Here is a 21,455-nt window from a genome sequence, read left to right as displayed (position 1 = left end):
AATAAAATGGTCAGGGAAATTAGTCGGTCTGTTTGCAAAAGTTTGGAAATCAGTACCTTGTAGAATTGAAATAACCTGAGAATAATGAGTCAGTTGCATAAAATTATTGCAACATCCCTGGGGATAGGATATGTCGGGAAAGGTGGCGGAACAGTCGCAGCTGTGATTACTTGTATTTGCTGGTATTTTTGGCAGATTCACTTTGCTCCATCAGTCTGGTTAGGTTTTGGAATAACACTCTTTATTACAATTATAGGAACAATTTCTTCGGATGCAGTTGAGCCTTTTTGGGGAAAAGATGATAAAAAAGTAGTGATCGATGAGGTCGCAGGCATGTGTGTCAGCTTATTGTTTTTGCCTTCAACAGGTGCTTATATCATAGCAGGACTTATACTATTCAGGTTTTTCGATATTGTTAAACCTCTCTACATCAGTAAGGCAGAAAAACTACCCGGTGGGTATGGCGTTATGCTGGATGATGTGCTTGCCGGTATTTGTGCAAACATCCTTCTACAAATAGCGTTCAGTTTTAATCTCTTGTAAAAATGTTGACGTTTATCAAGGCGCAGGCCTCTTCACTAATTGCTTCATTTCTCGACTTTTCGACTGCAATCGTTCTGGTGAACTTTTTTCAACTGGAACCGTTTACATCAAGTATAGCAGGAACATTTTTCGGTGGACTGGCTAATTTTACGATAAACAGGTATTGGACTTTTGACGCGGCAGAGGATAAAATTGGTGGACAAGCATTAAAATATTTCATTGTCTGGGTCGGGAATCTGATTTTAAATGCAGGAGGGATGTATTTGCTCTTGGAAAAAACAAATTTGAATTACATTCTTTCCAAAGCGATCGTAGCCATCATTGTTGGTTTTGGATACAATTACATGTTTCAGAAAAAAATGGTTTTCAGGTGATCATCACAGAATCTAAATGAGTTTTTCCTGGCTTTATTAACTCAGCAGCCCAGGAAAACTAAAAAAAATTAAAGATGTTAGTAAAATTTAAAATAGCAGGTATACTATTCTTTCTGATTCTGTTTGGCTCAGACGTTGTCCGTGCGCAAACTACAATCATCAGAGGAGTACTTACGGACTCTGCTTCGAAGGAAACATTACCCTACGCCAATGTGCTGATACCGGGTACAACGATTGGTACGCTGGCAGATGACGAGGGACGTTATACAATTAAACTGGAAGGGACGTATAGCAAAATCCAGTTTGGATATATCGGTTATAATACCGCGGTCAAAAGTATAACACCGGGTATTGATCAGGTCATCAATGTGAAGCTGAGTGTGAATGCTTCCATGTTGACAGAAGTTGTTGTCAAAGGTAAAGCACGTTACCGCAACCGAAATAATCCGGCTGTTGAACTGATCCAGAAAGTGATTGACCATAAAAAGGAAAATCAGATGGATGCTAACGATTTTGTTCAGTATGAACAGTATGAAAAAATTTCGCTGGCACTTAGTAATTTGTCAGATAAATTCAGGGAAAAACGGATTTTCAGAAATTACCAATTTCTTTTCACGGAACAGGATTCAAGTACGATTGGTGGCAAAAACATGCTTCCGGCTTATTTAAGAGAACGACTTTCCCAGATTTATTTCCGCAAAGATCCTTACAAAAAGAAGCAGCGTGTATTGGCAGACCAGCGCGCAGAATATGATTCCCGTTTTATTGATAATGATGGTTTAAGCACATATTTCAATAGACTTTATGAAGATATAAATATCTACAATAATAACATTTCGGTTGTAACCAACCTTTTGCTTAGTCCGATTGCCAGCACTGCACCGACTTTTTACAAATTCTTCATCACTGATACTGTAAAAACGCAGCAGCCATGGCTTATCGAATTGAGTTTTATACCAAGAAATAAAACAGATCTTCTTTTCCAGGGGAAATTGTATATCACTTTGGATGGCCACTATGGTGTTCAGCATGCTTATCTGACGGTCAATAAGGATATCAATTTGAACTTCATGCGTGACCTGGAAGCGAAGCTTGAATTCGAGAAAAGTACGGACGGAAGATACCACCTTAGCAAAAGCACGCTGGGAATGGAATTCGCCTTTGGTGATAAAGGAGGTGGGATTTATGGTCAGCGAACGGTAACGTTTAAAGATTACGAAATCAACAAACCTCAGAATGACAGCATTTACAGAGGACCTGCCGAAGAAATTGCATACAAAGAAGGTGAGACAAAAAGCCCTGATTTCTGGGCCAGCTCGCGCCATATTCCGTTGGAGCACCGCGAGGTTGAGATATATAAGAATGTTGATACGTTGCAGACTATCAAGTCTTTCCGACGTACAATGGATATCGGGACCTTATTCTTAGCAGGATATAAAGCACTTGGTCCCGTTGAAATTGGTCCTGTGAATACGTTTTACAGTTTCAATCCTGTGGAAGGGTTAAGATTACGTTTTGGTGGAAGAACGACTCCAATGTTCAGCAAACGTGTTTATTTCGAGACCTATGCCGCTTATGGTTTCAAGGATCAGAAGTGGAAATATTTTGCCAGCGGGACATATTCGCTGAACAATAAATCCATCTACCATTTCCCGCTGCATTATTTCAGATTCAGCTATCAGCATGATACCAAAATTCCGGGACAGGAATTGCAGTTTGTGCAGGAAGATAATTTTCTTTTGTCTTTCAAAAGAGGGAATAATGATAAATGGCTTTACAACGATATTTATAAATTTGAATACGTCCGGGAATTTCCTAGCCGGTTGTCTTACAGATTTGGATTTACACAATGGAAACAGGCGCCCGCCGGTGCTTTGGTATACCAGCGTTATGATGCAGGAAGTGATGGTCTGATCAATATTAAATCTCTCTCAAATGCAGAAGTGAGTCTGGAATTGAGATACGCCCCGCACGAGCAATATTATCAGGGGAAATTATACCGCACGCCAATTCCTAATAAATATCCAATTTTTACAATGCGGTATAGCAAAGGAATTAAAGGCGTTTTGCAGGGAGAAACAAATTACCAGAATATCAATGGTAATGTGGCCAAGCGGTTTTTCCTTTCCCAGTTCGGTTATGCTGATGTCACGGCTGAAGGCGGATATATCATTGGAAAAAACATCCCGTTCCCTTTGCTGACAATCCACCGTGCCAACCAGAGTTATGCATATCAGTTGAGTTCTTACAACTTAATGAACTTTCTGGAATTTGTCAGTGATCATTACGCAAGCATGAGTGTGGAATACTATTTGAACGGATTTATTTTCAATAAAATACCGTTGTTGAAAAGACTCAAACTTAGGGAAGTGGTTGCGTTCAGAGGATTGTATGGCGGTTTGCGAAATGAGAATAATCCGGCTTATAATCCAGGCTTGTATAAGTTTCTGACAAATCCTGATGGAACATCAGCAACTTATTCACTGAATAAGGAACCTTATATGGAAGGAAGTGTTGGCATCGCGAACATTTTTAAGTTTTTACGAGTTGATTTGGTTAAACGGTTCAACTATCTTGACAATCCTAATGTTGCAGAGTGGGGAGTCAGGGCAAGAGTTAAGTTGGATTTCTAGTTTAAAAGAGTTTAAAATGAATAAGGACGAGTTGCGTATTGCTTTACAGCAAGGTATTTATAAGGTAATCAATCCGTTTGTTAAGTTTCTGATCAAGGCCGGTTTAACACCTAACATGGTGACAACCATTGGTTTGGTCTTGAATATTGGTGTGGCCGTAATTTTTATCATAGGCGTTGAAGAAGGTAATCGTGGGGATTTGACCTATGTGGGTTGGGCTGGTTTTCTGGTACTTTTTGCCGGAATTTTTGATATGCTCGATGGGCAGGTAGCCCGGCTTGGTAACATGAGCTCAACTTTTGGAGCTTTCTACGATTCTGTTTTGGACAGATACAGTGAAATGGTGATGTTTTTGGGGATATGTTATTATCTCGTTGGGCATCATTATTTTTTCAGTTCGCTCTTTGCATTTATTGCGTTGATCGGTTCGGTAATGGTGAGTTATACACGCGCCAGAGCAGAAGGTCTGCGGGTTGAATGTAAAGAAGGACTAATGCAAAGGCCGGAACGTGTTGTTCTGGTTGGGATTTCGGCTATTTCCTGTGGCGTAGCGTCGAACTACATTGGTGGTGATTATAAATTGTTTATTCCGGGCATACCATTTCATGTTTTTGAAACGATGTCAATTTTTACAATCCCGATCACGATTATGGCCGTTCTGACCAATATCACTGCGGTAAACCGGTTGTTAAGTGTAAAAAAAATATTGGATAAAAAAGACTCCGATGAGATTTCTATTAATCGCTAGTCTGATTGCAGTTCTTGCAACAGGCAGCAATACTTTCGCAGACAAAAAAAGCAAAGAAAATCCTGCTGTGGCAGCAGTGGATACTTTTCCGGTACCTAAATTAGCCAACCTCCTTTTTTATATTCAGAGAGACCCGAATACCAATACGATCTGTTATGAATTAAATGTAAATGACAAAGGACAGCTGGACGAAGAAAATCCTGTTCACCCATTCTGGATCAGATACCCCGAAGGTGGAGGACGCAAGGAACTGAATTATTTACAAAAGAAATTCGCATATGGAATTATTGTAAAAAAGGCAGGTAAGGATTATTTTCAACTGAAATCAGTTGCCTATTCAAGAACACCACTATATCTTAAAAAAGATACGAATAACAAGTATCAAGTATACATGGCAATCAACCAGATACAATGTGTTTTAACCAGGATTTTTGTACGGATCGATGGCGGAACATTCTGGGTGCCCAATGTCAAGTATATTGAAGTTACGGGAACGGATCCCGCAACTGGTAAGAAAGTAGTAGAAAGAATTAGTAAATTTTCCTGATGTTTCATCATGGCCAAGAACTTTGTATCCAACTCCAAGGAATCGGTTCGGATGTTCAAAAGTGACATCCTGGAATCGGTGTCAAAAGTGCACTTCTCTGTGCCTCTTTTTATTTTCATTCCTGTAATATTTTATTTCGGCTGGAAGGCAATCGGGGAGCAGGAACTTTCCCCGGTTGAGTTTTGCGGTTATTTTCTCCTGGGACTATTTGTGTGGTCGCTTACAGAATATGTGTTGCACAGGTTCATTTTTCATCTTGAACCGAAAAAGGGCAATAAAATAATGGAACGAATACACTTTATTTTCCATGGTGTGCACCACGATTATCCAAGTGATGCCCAAAGGCTGGTGATGCCGCCTTCGGTAAGCATTCCTCTGTCTGCGGCATTTTATTTTATGTTTTCTCTTTTCCTGGAAACCGGACCTTTGGCAGCATTCTTTTGTGCTTTTATGGCTGGATATTTATTTTATGATATGACGCATTATGCATTGCATCATGCTAACTTTAAAAATAAATTTTGGAAAAAACTGAAAAAACATCACATGTTGCACCATTATGATGATGCATCGAAAGGATACGGAGTCAGTTCACCGCTGTGGGACAAAATTTTCAGCTCCGATTTTTTAAGAAATAAAAATGATTGATAATTTAGAAAGTACGGTAAGCATCCCTAAAACGAGTTTCTACGGATTAAAGCCGATCATCACAATGTTGCTGATATCGGTATCTTACCTCGTATTGTCTGCTTACCTTGTGGGATTTCGGAGTGATCAGGTTGTGCTTTTGGTTATTACAAACGGATTTTACTTTTTCTCCGAAGCAACCCGCAAATTCATCACCGCATTTTCCATTTTTATCGTGTACTGGATTTTGTTTGATTATATGAAGGCATTCCCGAATTATAATTACAACACAGTTCACATCAAAAGTCTTTACGATCTTGAAAAATCAATTTTTGGGATTAATGCCGGAGCATCCGTAATAACACCAAATGAATACTGGATTTTGCATCAGCATTCTTTTCTGGATGTGATGTCGGGCCTGTTTTATCTGACATGGATACCGCTTCCATTGTCTTTGGCTGGATATCTGTTTTTCAAAAACAAAACGCAGTTTTTCAACTTTGCCTTCACATTTTTACTGGTCAATATGATCGGTTTTGTGATTTACTATCTCTATCCTGCGGCGCCACCATGGTATAGCCAGCAGTATGGATTTGAGTTTATAGCAAACACGAGAGGGAATACGGCCGGGCTTTCCCGGTTCGATTCGTTTTTTAATGTGGGAATTTTTAAATCGATATATGAGAAGAGTTCAAATGTATTTGCAGCGATGCCTTCTTTGCATTCTTCTTATCCGCTCATTGCGTTATATTATGCTTTAAGGAGTAAAATAAATACTGGTTTGTCCATAGTGATTGGCATAACAATGCCGGGAATCTGGTTTGCAGCTGTTTATACAAGTCATCATTATGTGCTTGATGTTATTGCCGGTGTTTGCTGTGCGATAACCGGTATCATTATTGTGAACCTGATAGCAGCGAGAAATTTAAACAGGCAAAGCTGATTTTGATAATATTACAGAAGTTGGAAACACCCTGATACCGGAGGCGTTTCCAGCTTTTTTATTTTAAAACTATCAGCTTTTTTATCTTTGCATGATAGCAAATTCCAACCATGGTCTTATTTCAGCTGTCATATTAATGATAAGAATCCGGAAATTATTCCGTTTCAGTATATAATTGCTTTTTGAAAACACCCGACTATTAATGATATCAATAATAATCTGCTCAGCCAACGCCGAAGAATTAAGTGAAGTTTCAAAGAACATTGACGAGACCATAGGCGTGGCTTATGAAATTATTGGTATTGACAACAGTAATGGGAAGCGGGGGATTTGTGCGGTTTATAATGAAGGAAAACAGAGAGCGAAGTTTGATATCCTGTGTTTTATGCACGAGGATATCGAAATAAAAACTCAAAACTGGGGCACTATTCTTCTCGGAATATTTTCAGAAAATAAAGAAATCGGTGTCGTAGGCGTGGCTGGTGGTGGTTATAAGGCTTTGGCACCTTCTGGTTGGTATTGCGTGGAGTATGACTCGCCTGATCGTTCATTTCAAAATGTTATTCAGGGCTATAAACTTAATGATAAGGATGAAATTCACGCCTATCATAATCCATATCAACAACAACTGAGCGAGGTTGTATGCGCCGATGGGATGTGGTTAGCTGCAAGAAAGGATATTCTGGATGAAAAACCTTTTGATGAAAAGCTGCTTAAAGGATTTCATGGGTACGATGTTGATTTTTGCCTGAATATTTTTGGCAAACATAAAATCGTGGTGACCTATGACATACTGATGAAACATTCGTCCGAAGGAAATTTTGGCAGAGAATGGCTGGAATCAATTTTAAAGCTGCACCGTAAATGGAACGCACATTTTCCGCTGACTGTAACTAATGATGTTGATGAAAAGCTTATATATCGAACCGAAAAGCTTGCGATTAAAAATGTAATTGAACAAATGCTGGAATGGAAATTTTCTTTCGGAGAAATTCAGCGTATGCTGATTTCAGGTGCGAAATCAAAAAGAATGCCCTTGCGATTATTTTTTAAAGGATATGTCCATTTGGTTGAACAGCATTTTGGACTAGGTGATAAATAAACTATCCAAAAATCCTGGCCCACAAAATCTTCGATTTCATTCCCCACACGTGTCTGAAAACATAGGCAGACTGACTTGCTTTTTTGTATTTTGGAATGTAATACAAGGATTGGTAATCTTCATTTAACAATCTCGAATAACGGAACGAAAAGAATGTCCCAAGCCTTTCTTCAAACAGCGTTACCAGCCTGTGAACGAAATCAGGATACTTGTTGAATTTGTAACTTTCGCAGTGTTTCAGCCATTTCAGTTCCTTTTGCATTTTTAGGATATCACGGTTTTCATGATATTTTTTATTGATCTTTTTTCTCTTGTTCATGATGTCTGTCGAGCTGCTGCTATGCTGGCGATACTGGACGAGCGAATCGTGTATCACTTCAATTTTTCCAACATTGGCAGCCACATAAGCCAGCCACTGGTCATGGAAAAAATCTTTGTGAAAAGGAAGTGCCCACGGCAAAAGATCTTTCCGGATCATACAGCTGTGGCCGGAAATGCAATTGAAAAAGAGAAAAGTCTTTGGATTGTCGCCGCTATAAAGATTGATAATATCCGACATTTTTTTGCCTGTCGGTTCACCATCCTCATCAATTAATGTGGAATCATGATATACCAGCTGACTGTCGCCAATGGCTTCAACTTGCAGTCTTATTTTATCGAGATCCCAAATGTCATCCTGGTCAGATAATGCGATCAGTTCACCTTTGCATAAGGAAATTGCCTTTTCAAAATTTTTCACATATCCCAGATTAACCTCATTTTCATAAAAAGAGAAAAAAGGATACTTTTCGGCATATTCTTTTAAAATTTCCAGAGAAGAATCTTTACTGCGGTCGTCAACGGCTACAATTTCAAGATTGGGATAAGTCTGATTAACAAGCGTTTCAAGCTGTTCCCTCATGAATTTTTCTCCGTTGTAGATGCAGAGCGCAATGGAAACAAAAGGTGTATTTTTTTGATCGTTCATTCCGGTTTGGCAGTCTGACACTTGCCTTTTAGGTTTAGGAAGGTATTAAGTCGGTATGCTTAAATAATGCGCTTAGTGCCCGGTCCCCATATTTTTCTTAAAGTAAAGAAGAATTTGCTCGTCTTATTTTTTTTCAACAAAAACAATAATAATTCTTCATTTTTCCAGATTTTCCAGCCGTAGGAAAGATTTATAAAGGAAGTATTTCTTTTCAAACATAACTGATAAAGTTTCATAATCAGATCGAAATTGGCACCTTGGCTATGCTCTGAACAAACTTTGAGCCAGAGACTTTCCTGTTTCAGTTTTTCAATTTTAACTTCTTTGCTGGTCTTTTGATGTTTACTTCGAACGGCCAGAATGTCGGTTGAATTTCTATCATGCTGCCGATATTGAACCAGACATTTATCAACAAAATCAATTTTTCCTTTATATGCGGCCATAAAGGCAAGCCATTGATCGTAATGAAATCCTTCGGGAAAGGGAAATCCGCTATCCAAAAGTGATTTTTTGATCAATACACTATGACCCGAAACGCAGTTCATGTATAAAAACGGCAACGGACTGTTTCCTTTATAAAAGTTGAATTTATCCGACATTTTAAAATGGATCGGATTCCCAAGGGAGTCGATAAATTCGGAATCGTGGTAGATTAATTCACTATCTCCAATAGCCTCAAACTGTATTTTTATCTTGTCGGTATCCCAGATATCATCCTGGTCGCACATGGCTATAAATGCTCCATTGCACAATTTGATCGCCTTCTCGAAATTTTTGTTGTAGCCTAAATTCCTGTCGTTTCTGTAAAGTTTTATCTTAGTGTTGTTCACTACAAACTGATTCAAAACAGATACAGTATTGTCCGTTGAACAATCGTCTACAACTATAATTTCCAGATTTGCATAGGATTGACAAAGTAAGGAATCCATTTGTTCTTTAATGAATTCTTCCCCATTGTAGGTGCACAGCGCAATAGAAATTAATGGTGACTCTGCCATTTATACTTCTGTAAACTGCTGCATATCAATCAGTTTTTTGTACAAACCGTGACTGGCCATCAGCTGCATATGATTACCGGTCTCTATGATTTGTCCATCTTCCAGAACCACAATCAAATCGGCATTTTGAATCGTACTTAACCTGTGGGCGATAACCAGTGAAGTCCTGTTTTTCATCAGATTGTTTAACGCTTCCTGAACCAGTTTCTCCGATTCGGTATCAAGCGCCGATGTTGCTTCATCCAAAAGCATGATCGGTGGATTTTTCAAAACTGCCCGTGCAATACAGATACGTTGTTTTTGTCCGCCTGAAAGTTTCATTCCACGATCGCCAATATTGCTTTCATAACCCTGATCAGTCTGAAGAATAAAGTCATGCGCGTTGGCAATTCTTGCTGCGTTTTCAACCTGCTCTTGTGTGGCATTTGGCATACCAAAAGCAATGTTATTGAAAATAGTATCGTTGAAAAGCATCGATTCCTGGTTCACGACACCAATCAGCGACCAGAGCGATTCCATTGTAATATCTTTTACATCGACATTGTCAATCGTAACCTTTCCTTTTTCAGCTTCAATAAATCTTGGGATCAGATCCATCAAAGTAGATTTCCCACCACCCGACGGCCCAACCAAAGCGATTGTTTTTCCTTTCGGAATCGTCAGATTAATTGATTTAAGAACAGTTCTTTCCGAATAAGTAAAAGATAGGTTTTCGAGACGGATTGCTTCGTTGAATGATGTTATGGCTATTGCGTTAGGAGAATCAGTGATTTCCGGTTTTTCATCAATTAAAGCAAGCACTCTTTCACCAGCAGCAATACCTGCGTGAATAGTACTGAAAGAGTCCGTAAGTGCCTTGGCAGGGCGCATAACCTGAGAAAACAAGGCAATGTATGCGATAAACTGCGATACACTTAAATCTGATTTATTATCAAGAATCAGCGAACCACCGTATAAAACAATGGAGCTAACCATTAGTACACCTAGAAATTCAGATACCGGGCCACCTAATTGTTGGCGACGTGCCATTTTCCTGCCAAGATCAGAGTATCGAACATTTTCAGAATCAAACTTGGTTTTTATTGCTTCGGTAGCATTGAAAGACTTGATGATTTTAATACCTGACAAGGCTTCGTCAAGGTAACTGATCATTAGTCCAAACATATGTTGTGCCTGGCTCGCCTGTTCTTTTAATCGTTTTACGATTTTAGAAATAATAAAAGCAGAGACCGGAATCACCATAATTGCAAAAATTGTCAGCTTGAATGATATCGCAAAAAGCATAAATACATAGGCAAGCAGCTGCAAAGGTTCCTTAAATACAACTTGTAAAGTTCCGGTTACCGAAAATTGTACAACACCAACATCAGAAGCAATTTTTGCAATAATATCTCCTTTACGCTGGTTGCTAAAATAACTAACATGAAGGTTCATTACATTATTAAAAACCGTTTTTCTCAAATTTAATAACGTGTGTATACGAAGGTTTTCCATAATCCTTCCTGAGAAATAACGGAAAACGTTACCTAGAAGAACGGATAGAACAATTATACCGCAGACAATTTGTAAAGCGCCATATGGCCCGTAGGCAATATTTGCTTGTTGAGCGAAGTAATTAAGGTAACCCGGAATGTTCAGGAAACTTTCAGGCCTTTCTACAATTTCGGCAGCTCCACCACCTTTACTGGTGAAAAGAACGCCCATTAAAGGGGCCAGAAGTGCAAGATTCAATGTATTAAAAACTACACCCAAAAGTGTAAAGATGACATATGGGATAGCGAATCTCTCAATTGGCCGGGCAAAAGATAATAATCGGAAGTATGTTTTCATTTTTTATTTAAAGGCACAAAGATAAGTTTTTATGCCATAAGGGACAGGGCCCTTTTAAGATTTATATTAAGACAAAGGTATTAAAGAACGAAAATGTATCTGTTTTAATTTTAAAAGCACCCCAGATTGTGTTTTTTCGGGAAGTATGGTTTGTTAACAGACCCGTGTATTTACAAATGGTTGGAAAATCGCTGATAAATTTTGGCATTGGAATAACTTTTGAACACTTGACTAAAAATCAGGATTATGAAAAATGAGATATCAAGACGGGATGCCATGACGCAGCTGGAATGTCTGGGTGCCGCTGCTTTGCTTAATTATGAAAATTTAATGGCTGGTTATCAACAAACTATGTTACAAAGAAATATTCCCGGCACAAAAGAGAAGTTACCTGTTGTCGGTTTGGGATCCTGGATACAGTTTGACGTGGGAGATTCAACTTCTGAAAAAGCCGGACTGGCAGAGGTCTTAACGAATATGAATAAACTGGGTGGGAAAGTTATTGACTCTTCCACAATGTATGGCAGGGCTGAACAAGTGATTGGCGATCTGACCGCAGGATTGGATTTTAAAGATAATTTCTTTTACTCGACAAAAGTCTGGACTACCGGTAAGCAGTCTGGCATTGATCAAATGAATGAATCTTTCCTGAAAATGAGGAGAAAAACAATGGATCTGATGCAGGTGCATAATTTGCAGGATTGGCAAACGCATTTAAATACATTGAAAGGGTGGAAGGACGAAGGGAAGGTCAGGTATGTCGGTATAACGCATTATTCAGTCTCCGCGCATCAGCAGCTTGAACAGATTGTCAGGTCAAAAGCGATAGATTTTGTTCAGTTTAACTATTCCATTAAAGTTAGAAACGCGGAAAAAAGCCTGCTCAAAGCTGCTCAGGATCATGGAGTTGCGGTTATTATCAATGAACCTTTTGACAGTGGTTCTCTTTTCAAAATCGTAAAAGGGAAAGAATTGCCTGACTGGGCAGCCGAATATGATATCAAAAGCTGGGCTCAGTATTTCCTGAAATATATTCTGGCAAATCCTGCTGTTAATTGTGTAATTTCTGGCACATCTGATAAAAAACATCTTATTGATAACATGGGAGCAGGTTATGGAAAACTTCCTGATGAAGCAGGGTTGAAAATGATGTTGAAATACCTTGATTCTCTTTGATAATTAGTCTCGTGGTGACTTCTCAGGCAAACGTATACAGCGCGGGTATGCAGAATTAGAAAAAAATTAAATGAGAATATTGGTGCATCACTCTCAGCCTTTTTTTCGTAAGTCATAAATATCAGTACGACATGTAAATCGTATGCCCCCGACACGATCTAAATTGACAACATTACCAAATTGAAAAATGTCCAAAATAAATACTGATGTAACAAATTTATCCAAACTGGTTTTTCTGATTTCTTTTCTGGCAATTTCTTTTTTTGTAAAAGCTCAGGATAGATGCGCCACAATGCCGCTTTTAGAACAGCGATTTTCAACGAATCCCGGTTTAAGGCAAAAATTCAGTGAGAGAGAGATGCAGCTTCGCAAGCTGGTTGCTGAGCGCGTTGCAAGCAGGAAAACGATGAAAACGGGCGGACTTGTGACTGTGCCGGTTGTTTTCCATGTTGTGATGAGAAATCAGGCGCAGGTAACAGATGCACAGATTCAGGCGCAGCTTGATACGATCAACAAGGATTACGCCGGGTTGAATGCAGGAGCATCTAAAATTCCGTCTTATTTTAAAAGTTTGTTCGGTTCATCAGGAATTCAGTTTTGTCTTGCACAACGCACGCCTAATGAGGAACCGACGACGGGTATTGTCCGATACAGCACAACGCAAACATCTTTTGACTACACAAGTAATTATGTAAAACATAAGGCGACAGGCGGTGCCGACGCCTGGGATCCTGATAGTTATTTGAATATCTGGGTTTGTGTTTTGTCAAATAATACGTTGGGTTATGCTACTTTTCCGAATGATGGAACCCCTGAGGAACAAGGCGTTGTGGTTGCTTACAATAGTTTACCCGGTGGAAACGCAACAGGTTTTAACGAAGGGAAAACGCTTACACATGAAATTGGTCACTATTTCAATTTGTTACACATTTGGGGTGATGACAATGGAAGCTGCGCCGGAACGGATGGCGTTTCCGACACACCTAACCAGGGAAATAGTTCAAGTACATGCAGAACCGGCGTGGTTACTGATAATTGCACAACTACGTCGCCGGGTATCATGTATCAGAATTACATGGATTACACTGCCGATGCCTGTCTTTTAATGTTTACAGTTGAACAGGTGGCTCGGATGGAGGCGGCTTTCAATAGTTACAGATCAATATTAAGCTCTTCAAAAGGTTGCCAGCCTTTGAATTTGAAAGGTAAAGATGCTTCAATAAAGCAAATTACGCAGCCTGATCAACGATTATGTAACGGCACATTTACTCCGCAGGTTATTCTCAGAAATCGTGGCAGTGAAACCATAACTTCCGTGACGATTAATGCAAGTGTTGATAATGGCCCTGTGGTAAGTTATAAATGGACTGGTTCATTGGCCAGCTATTCTGAAACAACCGTGACACTGGCGAGTATTACGACCGTTGAAGGGAACCACGTGCTGACCGTTACCAGTGTCAATCCAAACGGAGCGCAGGATGAGGATACATCAAATGATATGCTCAGCTTTGATTTCATATATTATCTGCCATCTGCACCGCCGGTTGTAGAAGGTTTTGAAGGCGCATTCCCGCCGACAGCCTGGGATATCGTTAATCCTGATGGCGCAGAGACCTGGGAGAAAACAACCGAAGGGGCAAAAACAGGAAATGCGTCTGCGCGGATGAGGAACTTCGATTATCTGGCCATTGGTCAGAAAGATTATTTGAGAAGTCCGACCGTAAATATTGCCGGAGTCGATTCAGCCTTTGTTTCTTTTCAGGTAGCAGCTGCCACGTACACGACATCTACCAGTGCAGGAAATGTTTGGGATACACTTCAGGTTATGATCAGTACCGATTGCGGATTGACATACACCAGTTTATATAAAAAATGGGGGCCAAACCTGATCACAAGAACGGCCGCCACCAGAACTGCATTTGCTCCGACTGCCGGTGAATGGAGACAGGAACAATTGAATATATCGGATTATATCAGTCAGGGAAATGTGCTAATCGCGTTCCTGAATATCAATGGAAACGAGAATGATATTTATCTGGATGATATCAATATCCGAACGGTAACGGTCAATCCGAACCTGAAAGAAGCTGGTTTTCTGGTCACACCAAATCCGACAAGCGGAGAAATATCCGTTCAGTTTTATCCACATCCATCAGGTTTACAGTCCATATCAATTTATTCAGTAACCGGCCAGGAAGTTGCAAAACTAACCTTGCCAGGCGGTGAGGTTAGTACTAATGTTTTTAATTTCAACCTGCAAAATTATTCAGCCGGATTGTATATCGTGAAAGCTGTATTTGATACAAAAACACTTACCAAGAAAATAGTGAAATATTAAAATGGGCTTTCGGCCGTCAGCTATCGGCTGTTAATGGGTTGATATTAATAAAATTTGTCGTCATCCAAAATTTGATCGCCGACTGCCGACCGCCGAAAGCCAAAAAACATTAACCTACGCTTGATTTATTACGTAACGCTTTACTTAGATTTCGGTCGGTGAAGCGTCTTTTTATTTTTTGTTGAAATCAAAATAATTCGAGCTGCTCGGGATCGCGTGGTTTTCTTGGCTTTGTTTCTGGCTCGCCGAAGTTTGAAAGGGAAATTCCTAATAAGCGCACGGTCTTTTCCTCTCTGTCAACTTTTTCCAAAAGCTGTTTGGCTGTATTAAAAATCGTTTCAAAATCGCCAACCGGATGTGCGTAGGAGAAATTTCGTGTGATCTGGGTGAAGTCGCTGTATTTTATTTTTAGCGTAATCGTCCGGCCTTTCAACTGACTTTTCTGCAATCGTTTAAAAACAGTTTCGGCAATGATATCCAGCTCCTTGTGCATTTCATCGACCGTACTTAGATCATAGGTAAATGTATCTTCCGCTCCCAGAGATTTGGTTTCCCGGTGTGTCTGGACTTCACGGTCGTCAATTCCTCTTACAATCCGAAAATAAAAATGACCCACTTTGCCGAAATGTTTTACCAGTTCATTTTCAGAGAGTTTTCTTAAATCAGCCCCGGTGAATAATTGCATGTTATTCATCTTCTGGGCTGTTACTTTTCCAACGCCAAAAAACTTTTCAACAGGAAGATTATTTACAAATGTTTCGATTTTGGAAGGGCCGATGAAAGTCAGTCCGTCAGGTTTGTTGATATCTGACGCAATTTTGGCAACAAATTTATTTGTAGAAACACCGGCAGAAGCCGTCAGATTTAGCTCGTCCCTTATGGCTTTTTTGATCTGTTTCGCTATTTCAAGTGCCGAACCAATTTCTAGTTTATCATTTGTTACATCCAGAAAAGCCTCATCAAGAGAAAGCGGTTCAATGATATCCGTATAACGTTGGAATATTTCTCTTATACTTTTAGAAACGGCTTTATATGCATCAAATCTTGGAGGGACAAATGTGATTTGCGGACAAAGTTTTATGGCAATCCGGGATGACATCGCTGAACGTACGCCAAATTTCCGTGCTTCGTAACTTGCCGTTGCCACCACACCACGACCCGTTGGAGAGCCACCCACAGCCAAAGGTTTTCCTCTCAACTCGGGGAAATCACGCTGCTCCACGGACGCATAAAATGCATCCATATCAATGTGGATTATCTTACGGTGAGATGGCTTTGAGTCTGACATTGTTTAAGAAACATAGCAAATTTTATTAATGTTCCTTGGCAAAATTTTTCTCACCAGCCTCAATTTTGGCGGTTAAATGATTGGCAACCGGTGGGATAGGACAATTAAATCCGTCGCTGTAAGCACAGTATGGATTATAGGCTTTATTGAAATCTAGTTCAACCACATTGTTTTTGATATCTCTCGTGCTAAGATCAATATAACGTCCGCCGCCATAAGATTGCACGCCGTTGGTTTTGTCTTTGAAAGGTAAAAAAAGGTGGTCGCGGTATTGAGGCAATGTTTGCAAACTCAAACTCCGGTAAACCGTAAGCGTTTGTTTCCGGCCATTAAGTTTAAATTTTAACAGACCATATTTTACATAGGTTTTATTGGTATCACTATATGTCGGCATTTCAAACGGCCTGCTTTTCAGGATTCTTTTAAAAGAGGCTTTTACCCGGTAAGTAGAATCAGGCTCGAAAAAGCGCAAATAGGCGAGGTCATCTTTTTTTAGCGGAGAGTTTTTAGATTTCAAAAAGTCCTCTTTGTAATGCTGTCTGAAAAGTTCAGTCTCTTTTTCAAACGTCTGTGCTTTCGAGGAAATACAAATAAATAAGAATAAAGCCAGGTTAAGAATGATTTTCATATTGAGTAAAAAAATAAATCCGGTAAAAAGTTACCGGATTTTGTGATTTTTTCCAACTGTATTTATTTTGAAATACAATTGCCAAGCTATATCAAAAAACTATTTAGCAGGATATTTCGCTATTTTGCTTTCGTCAATGTTATAGAATTTTTTAACAGCTTCGTAATCATTGTAGTCAACCGTACCACTTTTTCTTGAACTGAAATCAGATGGAATGACAACAACGCGGAAAGTTTGATTCTGCGTGTAGGCAGGTGTCAGCTTTGTGAAATCCACATTTCCATCAAGAAATATAGAGAAGTCTGTCGAGGTACGATCGAAGTTATAAATCAAAGACCCAAGACCCGTCTCATAAGTCGTTTGTGGCAGCAGACGCCACGAATCTACCGGATTATTTAAGATATCGCTGCCTTTGTAAAGATAAACCAACACAAGATCAGATTCTAAAACTTTAACATTTGGAGACACAGCAGTAAAAGTATAATTTACCACATATTGATTTGCAGCAGTAAAATTGACTTTTGTAAGATCAAATGTAGTTCCCAATACAGTTCCTCCATCAATACCGGGAGCACCATCATCTCCTTTACACCCCTGAAAAAGAATTGCAATAACGAATAATAACGGAATCAGCTTTTTTGTCATGACCATTTATAATTTTATGAGTTGTTACTTGCACAAATTTGCGCTAAGTTTTTTAAACGCCCTAATAAAGTAGGCACGTTAACTTTTTATTGACAAAATAATGCCAGAAGCATCTGAACAGGTGCAGCATTAATAATTAAATAATTTGCATTGGTAATTGGAAGGTAGTATTTTTCACTGTTATAAGTTTAACATAAGTAATTATTCAAAAAATAAATAAAAACATGATCAATCGTAGAGCAAATGCCGTTTGGAAAGGTACCGGAAAAGAAGGAACTGGTACACTAAGTACGCAAAGCACAGTCCTCGAAAACACCCAGTATTCATTCAATACACGATTTGCAGATGGCGTAGGAACAAATCCTGAAGAACTTATTGCAGCTGCACATGCGGGATGTTTCGCCATGCAATTAAGCTTTCTTTTGAATGAAGCTGGTTTTACTGCTGATGAACTTAATGTTTCTGCGGTTATCACGCTTGATCCGTCACAAGGTGCAATCACGAAAAGCGCTTTGGTTTTGAAAGGAAAAGTGTCGGGTATCACAGCTGAGCAGTTTGACGAAATCGCTCATACGGCAAAAGAAAAATGTCCTGTGTCGAAAGTTTTGAACGCTGAGAAATCACTTGAAATTGAATTGCTTGCATAATAATTGACCAATTCTTTTTGGATTGACTAATGGCATCTGAATGATTAAAAATCATTCAGATGCCATTATTTTTTTGCCCGTTTACCGGCCTTTCACTGATCATTTCTTTGATATTAAATTCAGATGAAGAGTAAGGGCTAATACACCTTTTATCACCCTTCTACAAATTAAATCTCTTCAATTCTAAAAATCATATAATTACTTCTAACAGAATGTAATTATATTTTTACGGCTAACTGATAAATATCTACATATTATAAAAGTGCAATAAAATTAGTTCTACGCCAACAAGAAATCTAAGTTTTTTTTAATTAACTATGAAGTATAAGGTCATAGTGATCATTATATTTGTGATGTTAATTTTCTATATATGAGTGATTTATGTGTTGTTAAAAAATTTTAAGCACTGCTTGATCCAGAATTTAATTTGTCGCGTATATCTGCATGTGAATTTCTATTAAATTGAAATAATACAATTAAAATTTAAACCCGGACTCGATGAAAACGTTTTTTAAATTAAATTATGACAGGCTTGTAAGTTTGATACTTATCAGTTTTTCACTTGGTGCATCAAACCTGATTTATGCACAATGTAATTCGTCAGTTGCGCTAACCGTACCTGCAAATTACTTTGGAACAGGATTTAATGGTAATGGAAACTTCAATGCTATTGTCTTTGGAAATCTGGTTGCGAATGGAGGAGATACAGAAGGACGGCTGGCCGTTGCCGGTGATTTTTCTGCACCTTCAAGTTACTCGGTTGGACATGGATCTGTCGGTGATCCTGCTCCCGTCAATTCTGATAATTTTATTGTCAACGGCAACTTTACCAATGCTAACAACTATTCGGTTGTAGGTAATTTTATTTATAACACTGTAACCTCAGGATCACAATATCCGACACATGCTGACGGACAAGGAGCCAACATCGGACCGGTCACAAATCGTCTCTCTTTTGGAACGCTAAAAACGAATTATACAAATTTATCCAATTCCCTTGCGGCTCTTCCAACAACCGGAACTGTGGTTTACAATGATTATGGTAATTATGTAGATATTCAGCTGAATGGAACTTCAGCCTCGACAAACGTATTTAGCCTGACAATCCCGACAGGAAAAACTTTTGGCCTGTCATTTAATAACATTCCTTCCGGTGCTCAGATATTGGTAAACGTAACCAATAAAATTGTTGATATTAACGGAGGCTCAATGCCGGATAATTTGAGGTCGAGAATGCTGTTTAATTTTCCTTTGGCCACAAATATTTCCCTGGCAAGTTATGCGCTGCAAGCTGCGGTTTTAGCGCCTTTGGCCGATTTGACAGGAAGTGGCGGAAGTATTAATGGTCAGGCTGTTGTTGGCGGTAATGTTGAGCAAAATAACGGTTTTGAATTTCATAATCTGTGTTCAACATTTGTAACTCCTACAACAACACCATTACCTGTTACCCTGACTTCATTTTTTGTTGAAAAGGAAGGAGTTCAATCTGTATTAAACTGGGCAACTACCTCGGAAACAAATAGTGACCGTTTCGAAGTACAATACAGTTATGATGCAAAAAACTGGAATTTGATTGGAACGGTGGTTTCTAACGGAGACAGTAAAAGTTTGTCAAATTATCAATTTGTACATAAGGATCCTGCAAATGGAGAAAATTATTACCGGCTAAAAATGATTGACCGTGACGCTACGTTTGCATATAGCCGCGTGGTAGAAATCTCGCTTGATTTGCCTTCGTCGGTTTCGGTGTATCCTAACCCAGTGGTTAGTCAGGCTACTATTGAGACGCCTGACTGGAGTAAAGTGAAAGAAATATTTCTGGTCAATACAGCAGGAAAAAGAATTTCAATGTCGGCAGCTTCTGACAAAATCGATTTGTCAAATGTGAGTTCCGGAATTTATATTATTCAGCTAAAACAAGTGAACGGTTCAGTAAGTACCGCCAAAATTGTGAAGCAGTAAAGTCAGTACCTAACCTAAGTTGAACTTTGAATTTTAATCAAATCGGGGTGTGTGGAATCAATGATTTTGCATACCCCTTTTGACGTTTAGATATTAGCATATAGCGATTCGCTTTTAGTGCGGATAGCAATAAATATCTAGTCCAGAAATAAATCGCTGGCCACACGATCTGCGAATAGTTTTCCTGCCTGCGTCAGCAAGAGTGTTCCATTGTCAATGAATAACCATCCTTTTTGCGCCATCATGGAAATTTCGGCGCGGTTCAGTAATTCAAACTGATTATGGGATAATTTGTTAAGTGTTGAAATCTCACATCCCCACTTCGTACGTAGTCCCGTAAGCAAATAATCGTTTACCTGATCTGCGGAGGTAAGAATTTCGATTGTGGAAGGAATTTTATCCTGCTGAATGGCCGCCAGATACTGGGCATTGTTGGAAACATTGTATTCTCTGCTCACACCATTATAAGAATGGGCGCTTGGCCCAACACCTAAATAATGATGTTGTTTCCAGTATGAACTGTTATGCCGGCTGTATATTCCACTCCTCGCAAAATTTGAGATTTCATATTGTTCGTAACCATTTGCAGCTAATCCGGCAGTTAAAATCTCAAATTGCTGAGCAGCAAATTCTTCATCAATCGGTTTAATCTTTTTCTTTTTCAGCCAGCTTCCAAAAGCAGTTTGAGGTTCAATGGTCAGGCAATAAGCCGAAATATGAGCAACATTCAGCTCAAACGCTTTTTGGATATCTGATTCCAGAATCGTATGATCAGGAGCTGGAATGGCGTAAATCAGATCAATCGAAATATTAATAATCCCAACTTCCTGAGCAAGTTTAACGCAATTTCCGGCTTCGTAAGAATCGTGAATCCGGTTAAGATGTTTCAAATGCGGCTCATGGAAAGACTGGATTCCAATGCTCAAACGATTAATTCCGGCATTATAAAACTGAACAAGTTTTTCCCTGTTCAAGTCATCCGGATTAGCTTCAAGTGTGATTTCAGCATTTTCCTTAACCTTAAAATGAGAATCTATTGTTTCCATTAAAAACCTAAGTTCCGATTCATCAAGCAAAGAAGGTGTTCCTCCGCCAAAATAAATCGTCTCTAACTCATTCGACGGTAAATAATTTTTCCTTATAACAATCTCTCTTGCAATGGCTTCCACAATCGCATGTTTATTTTTAGTATTCGTGCTAAAATGAAAATCACAATAATGACAGGCTTGCCTGCAAAAAGGAATATGAATGTAGAGATGCAATTTTTCTAATGATTAATTGTTAAGGGTTAATGATTGCGGATTGACAATTTTTTGCTCAATTACTCTTAATGGATTTGAAAGGAACAGGATAAACGGTTTTGGAGTTTCAATTGACATAATCAAGTTTAGAAATCCATCCAAAAACATCGCCCAAAACAGAATGAAGTGAAACTGTATACAAAATTTCAAACCGCCATCAT

The 21,455-nt window shown here is 39.0% G+C and carries 19 protein-coding genes; 12 read left to right on the top strand and 7 right to left on the bottom strand.

The genetic code is table 11. The features are described from left to right. Positions 1-84 precede the first annotated feature (84 nt). The 8 genes from LXL81_RS14580 (at position 85) to LXL81_RS14545 (ending at position 7,514) form a co-directional block, all read left to right on the top strand. A complete protein-coding gene (locus tag LXL81_RS14580; protein ID WP_234647531.1) occupies positions 85-543 on the top strand; it encodes a phosphatidylglycerophosphatase A in 459 nt (152 codons plus the stop codon). Positions 544-545: 2 nt separating this feature from the next. Next, the gene (locus LXL81_RS14575) at positions 546-917 is read left to right on the top strand and encodes a GtrA family protein (protein WP_234647530.1); all 372 of its coding nucleotides are present in this window, start codon (positions 546-548) and stop codon (positions 915-917) included. Between the two features lie 74 nt (positions 918-991). After that, positions 992-3,550 (top strand): DUF5686 and carboxypeptidase-like regulatory domain-containing protein, encoded by a 2,559-nt coding sequence (locus LXL81_RS14570; protein WP_234647529.1) that lies wholly within the window; start codon positions 992-994, stop codon positions 3,548-3,550. A gap of 16 nt (positions 3,551-3,566) precedes the next feature. Further along, a complete protein-coding gene (locus LXL81_RS14565) occupies positions 3,567-4,298 on the top strand; it encodes a CDP-alcohol phosphatidyltransferase family protein (protein WP_234647528.1) in 732 nt (243 codons plus the stop codon). Next, the gene (locus LXL81_RS14560; RefSeq protein ID WP_234647527.1) at positions 4,276-4,845 is read left to right on the top strand and encodes a DUF4833 domain-containing protein; all 570 of its coding nucleotides are present in this window, start codon (positions 4,276-4,278) and stop codon (positions 4,843-4,845) included. Before LXL81_RS14565 ends, LXL81_RS14560 begins: the two co-directional genes overlap by 23 nt. A 9-nt stretch (positions 4,846-4,854) precedes the next feature. Continuing rightward, a complete protein-coding gene (locus LXL81_RS14555) occupies positions 4,855-5,490 on the top strand; it encodes a sterol desaturase family protein (RefSeq protein ID WP_234647526.1) in 636 nt (211 codons plus the stop codon). Then, on the top strand, positions 5,483-6,412 hold the full coding sequence (locus LXL81_RS14550) for a phosphatase PAP2 family protein (protein ID WP_234647525.1): 930 nt from the start codon (positions 5,483-5,485) through the stop codon (positions 6,410-6,412). Before LXL81_RS14555 ends, LXL81_RS14550 begins: the two co-directional genes overlap by 8 nt. 202 nt (positions 6,413-6,614) lie before the next feature. Then, positions 6,615-7,514, top strand: a complete 900-nt coding sequence (locus LXL81_RS14545) for a glycosyltransferase (RefSeq protein ID WP_234647524.1) — start codon at positions 6,615-6,617, stop codon at positions 7,512-7,514. Position 7,515: 1 nt separating this feature from the next. Here the strand turns inward: LXL81_RS14545 and LXL81_RS14540 are convergent, their stop codons facing one another. Genes LXL81_RS14540 through LXL81_RS14530 form a run of 3 tightly spaced genes read right to left on the bottom strand, consistent with a single transcriptional unit; the run spans position 7,516 to position 11,309 of the window. Continuing rightward, on the bottom strand, positions 7,516-8,481 hold the full coding sequence (locus tag LXL81_RS14540) for a glycosyltransferase family 2 protein (RefSeq protein ID WP_234647523.1): 966 nt from the start codon (positions 8,479-8,481) through the stop codon (positions 7,516-7,518). 59 nt (positions 8,482-8,540) lie between these two features. Next, positions 8,541-9,479, bottom strand: coding sequence for a glycosyltransferase family 2 protein (locus LXL81_RS14535; RefSeq protein ID WP_234647522.1), 939 nt, complete (start codon positions 9,477-9,479; stop codon positions 8,541-8,543). Continuing rightward, positions 9,480-11,309: an ABC transporter ATP-binding protein gene (locus LXL81_RS14530; RefSeq protein ID WP_234647521.1), complete on the bottom strand. Its 1,830-nt coding sequence runs from the start codon at positions 11,307-11,309 to the stop codon at positions 9,480-9,482. Positions 11,310-11,555: 246 nt separating this feature from the next. Between LXL81_RS14530 and LXL81_RS14525 the strand changes: the two genes are divergently transcribed. Together LXL81_RS14525 and LXL81_RS14520 are read left to right on the top strand one after the other, a co-directional pair. Further along, on the top strand, positions 11,556-12,485 hold the full coding sequence (locus tag LXL81_RS14525) for an aldo/keto reductase (protein WP_234647520.1): 930 nt from the start codon (positions 11,556-11,558) through the stop codon (positions 12,483-12,485). Between the two features lie 187 nt (positions 12,486-12,672). Next, positions 12,673-14,823, top strand: a complete 2,151-nt coding sequence (locus LXL81_RS14520) for a M43 family zinc metalloprotease (protein ID WP_234647519.1) — start codon at positions 12,673-12,675, stop codon at positions 14,821-14,823. Between the two features lie 187 nt (positions 14,824-15,010). Here the strand turns inward: LXL81_RS14520 and dinB are convergent, their stop codons facing one another. The 3 genes from dinB to LXL81_RS14505 all read right to left on the bottom strand — a co-directional run bounded on the left by dinB (position 15,011) and on the right by LXL81_RS14505 (position 17,384). Next, positions 15,011-16,111, bottom strand: coding sequence for a DNA polymerase IV (gene dinB / locus LXL81_RS14515; RefSeq protein WP_234647518.1), 1,101 nt, complete (start codon positions 16,109-16,111; stop codon positions 15,011-15,013). Positions 16,112-16,136: 25 nt separating this feature from the next. Continuing rightward, complete coding sequence (locus LXL81_RS14510) at positions 16,137-16,739, bottom strand: DUF1684 domain-containing protein (RefSeq protein WP_234647517.1); 603 nt, start codon at positions 16,737-16,739, stop codon at positions 16,137-16,139. A 99-nt stretch (positions 16,740-16,838) separates the two neighbouring features. Continuing rightward, positions 16,839-17,384: a hypothetical protein gene (locus LXL81_RS14505; protein ID WP_234647516.1), complete on the bottom strand. Its 546-nt coding sequence runs from the start codon at positions 17,382-17,384 to the stop codon at positions 16,839-16,841. Between the two features lie 224 nt (positions 17,385-17,608). Here LXL81_RS14505 and LXL81_RS14500 point away from each other — a divergent pair, with 224 nt between their 5' ends. Beyond that, a complete protein-coding gene (locus tag LXL81_RS14500) occupies positions 17,609-18,031 on the top strand; it encodes an OsmC family protein (RefSeq protein ID WP_234647515.1) in 423 nt (140 codons plus the stop codon). A gap of 498 nt (positions 18,032-18,529) precedes the next feature. Beyond that, positions 18,530-19,993, top strand: a complete 1,464-nt coding sequence (locus LXL81_RS14495; protein ID WP_234647514.1) for a choice-of-anchor A family protein — start codon at positions 18,530-18,532, stop codon at positions 19,991-19,993. Between the two features lie 137 nt (positions 19,994-20,130). Here the strand turns inward: LXL81_RS14495 and hemW are convergent, their stop codons facing one another. Continuing rightward, positions 20,131-21,255 carry a radical SAM family heme chaperone HemW gene (hemW, locus tag LXL81_RS14490; RefSeq protein ID WP_234647513.1) on the bottom strand — a complete coding sequence of 375 codons (1,125 nt, stop codon included), beginning with the start codon at positions 21,253-21,255 and terminating at the stop codon, positions 20,131-20,133. Between the last annotated feature and the right edge of the window lie 200 nt (positions 21,256-21,455).

Origin of the sequence: Dyadobacter sp. CY356 (assembly GCF_021440195.1) — a bacterium.
Lineage (GTDB): Bacteria > Bacteroidota > Bacteroidia > Cytophagales > Spirosomataceae > Dyadobacter.
The sequence above is the reverse complement of the archived record's forward strand: the minus strand, read 5'-3'. Positions and strand labels throughout refer to the sequence as shown.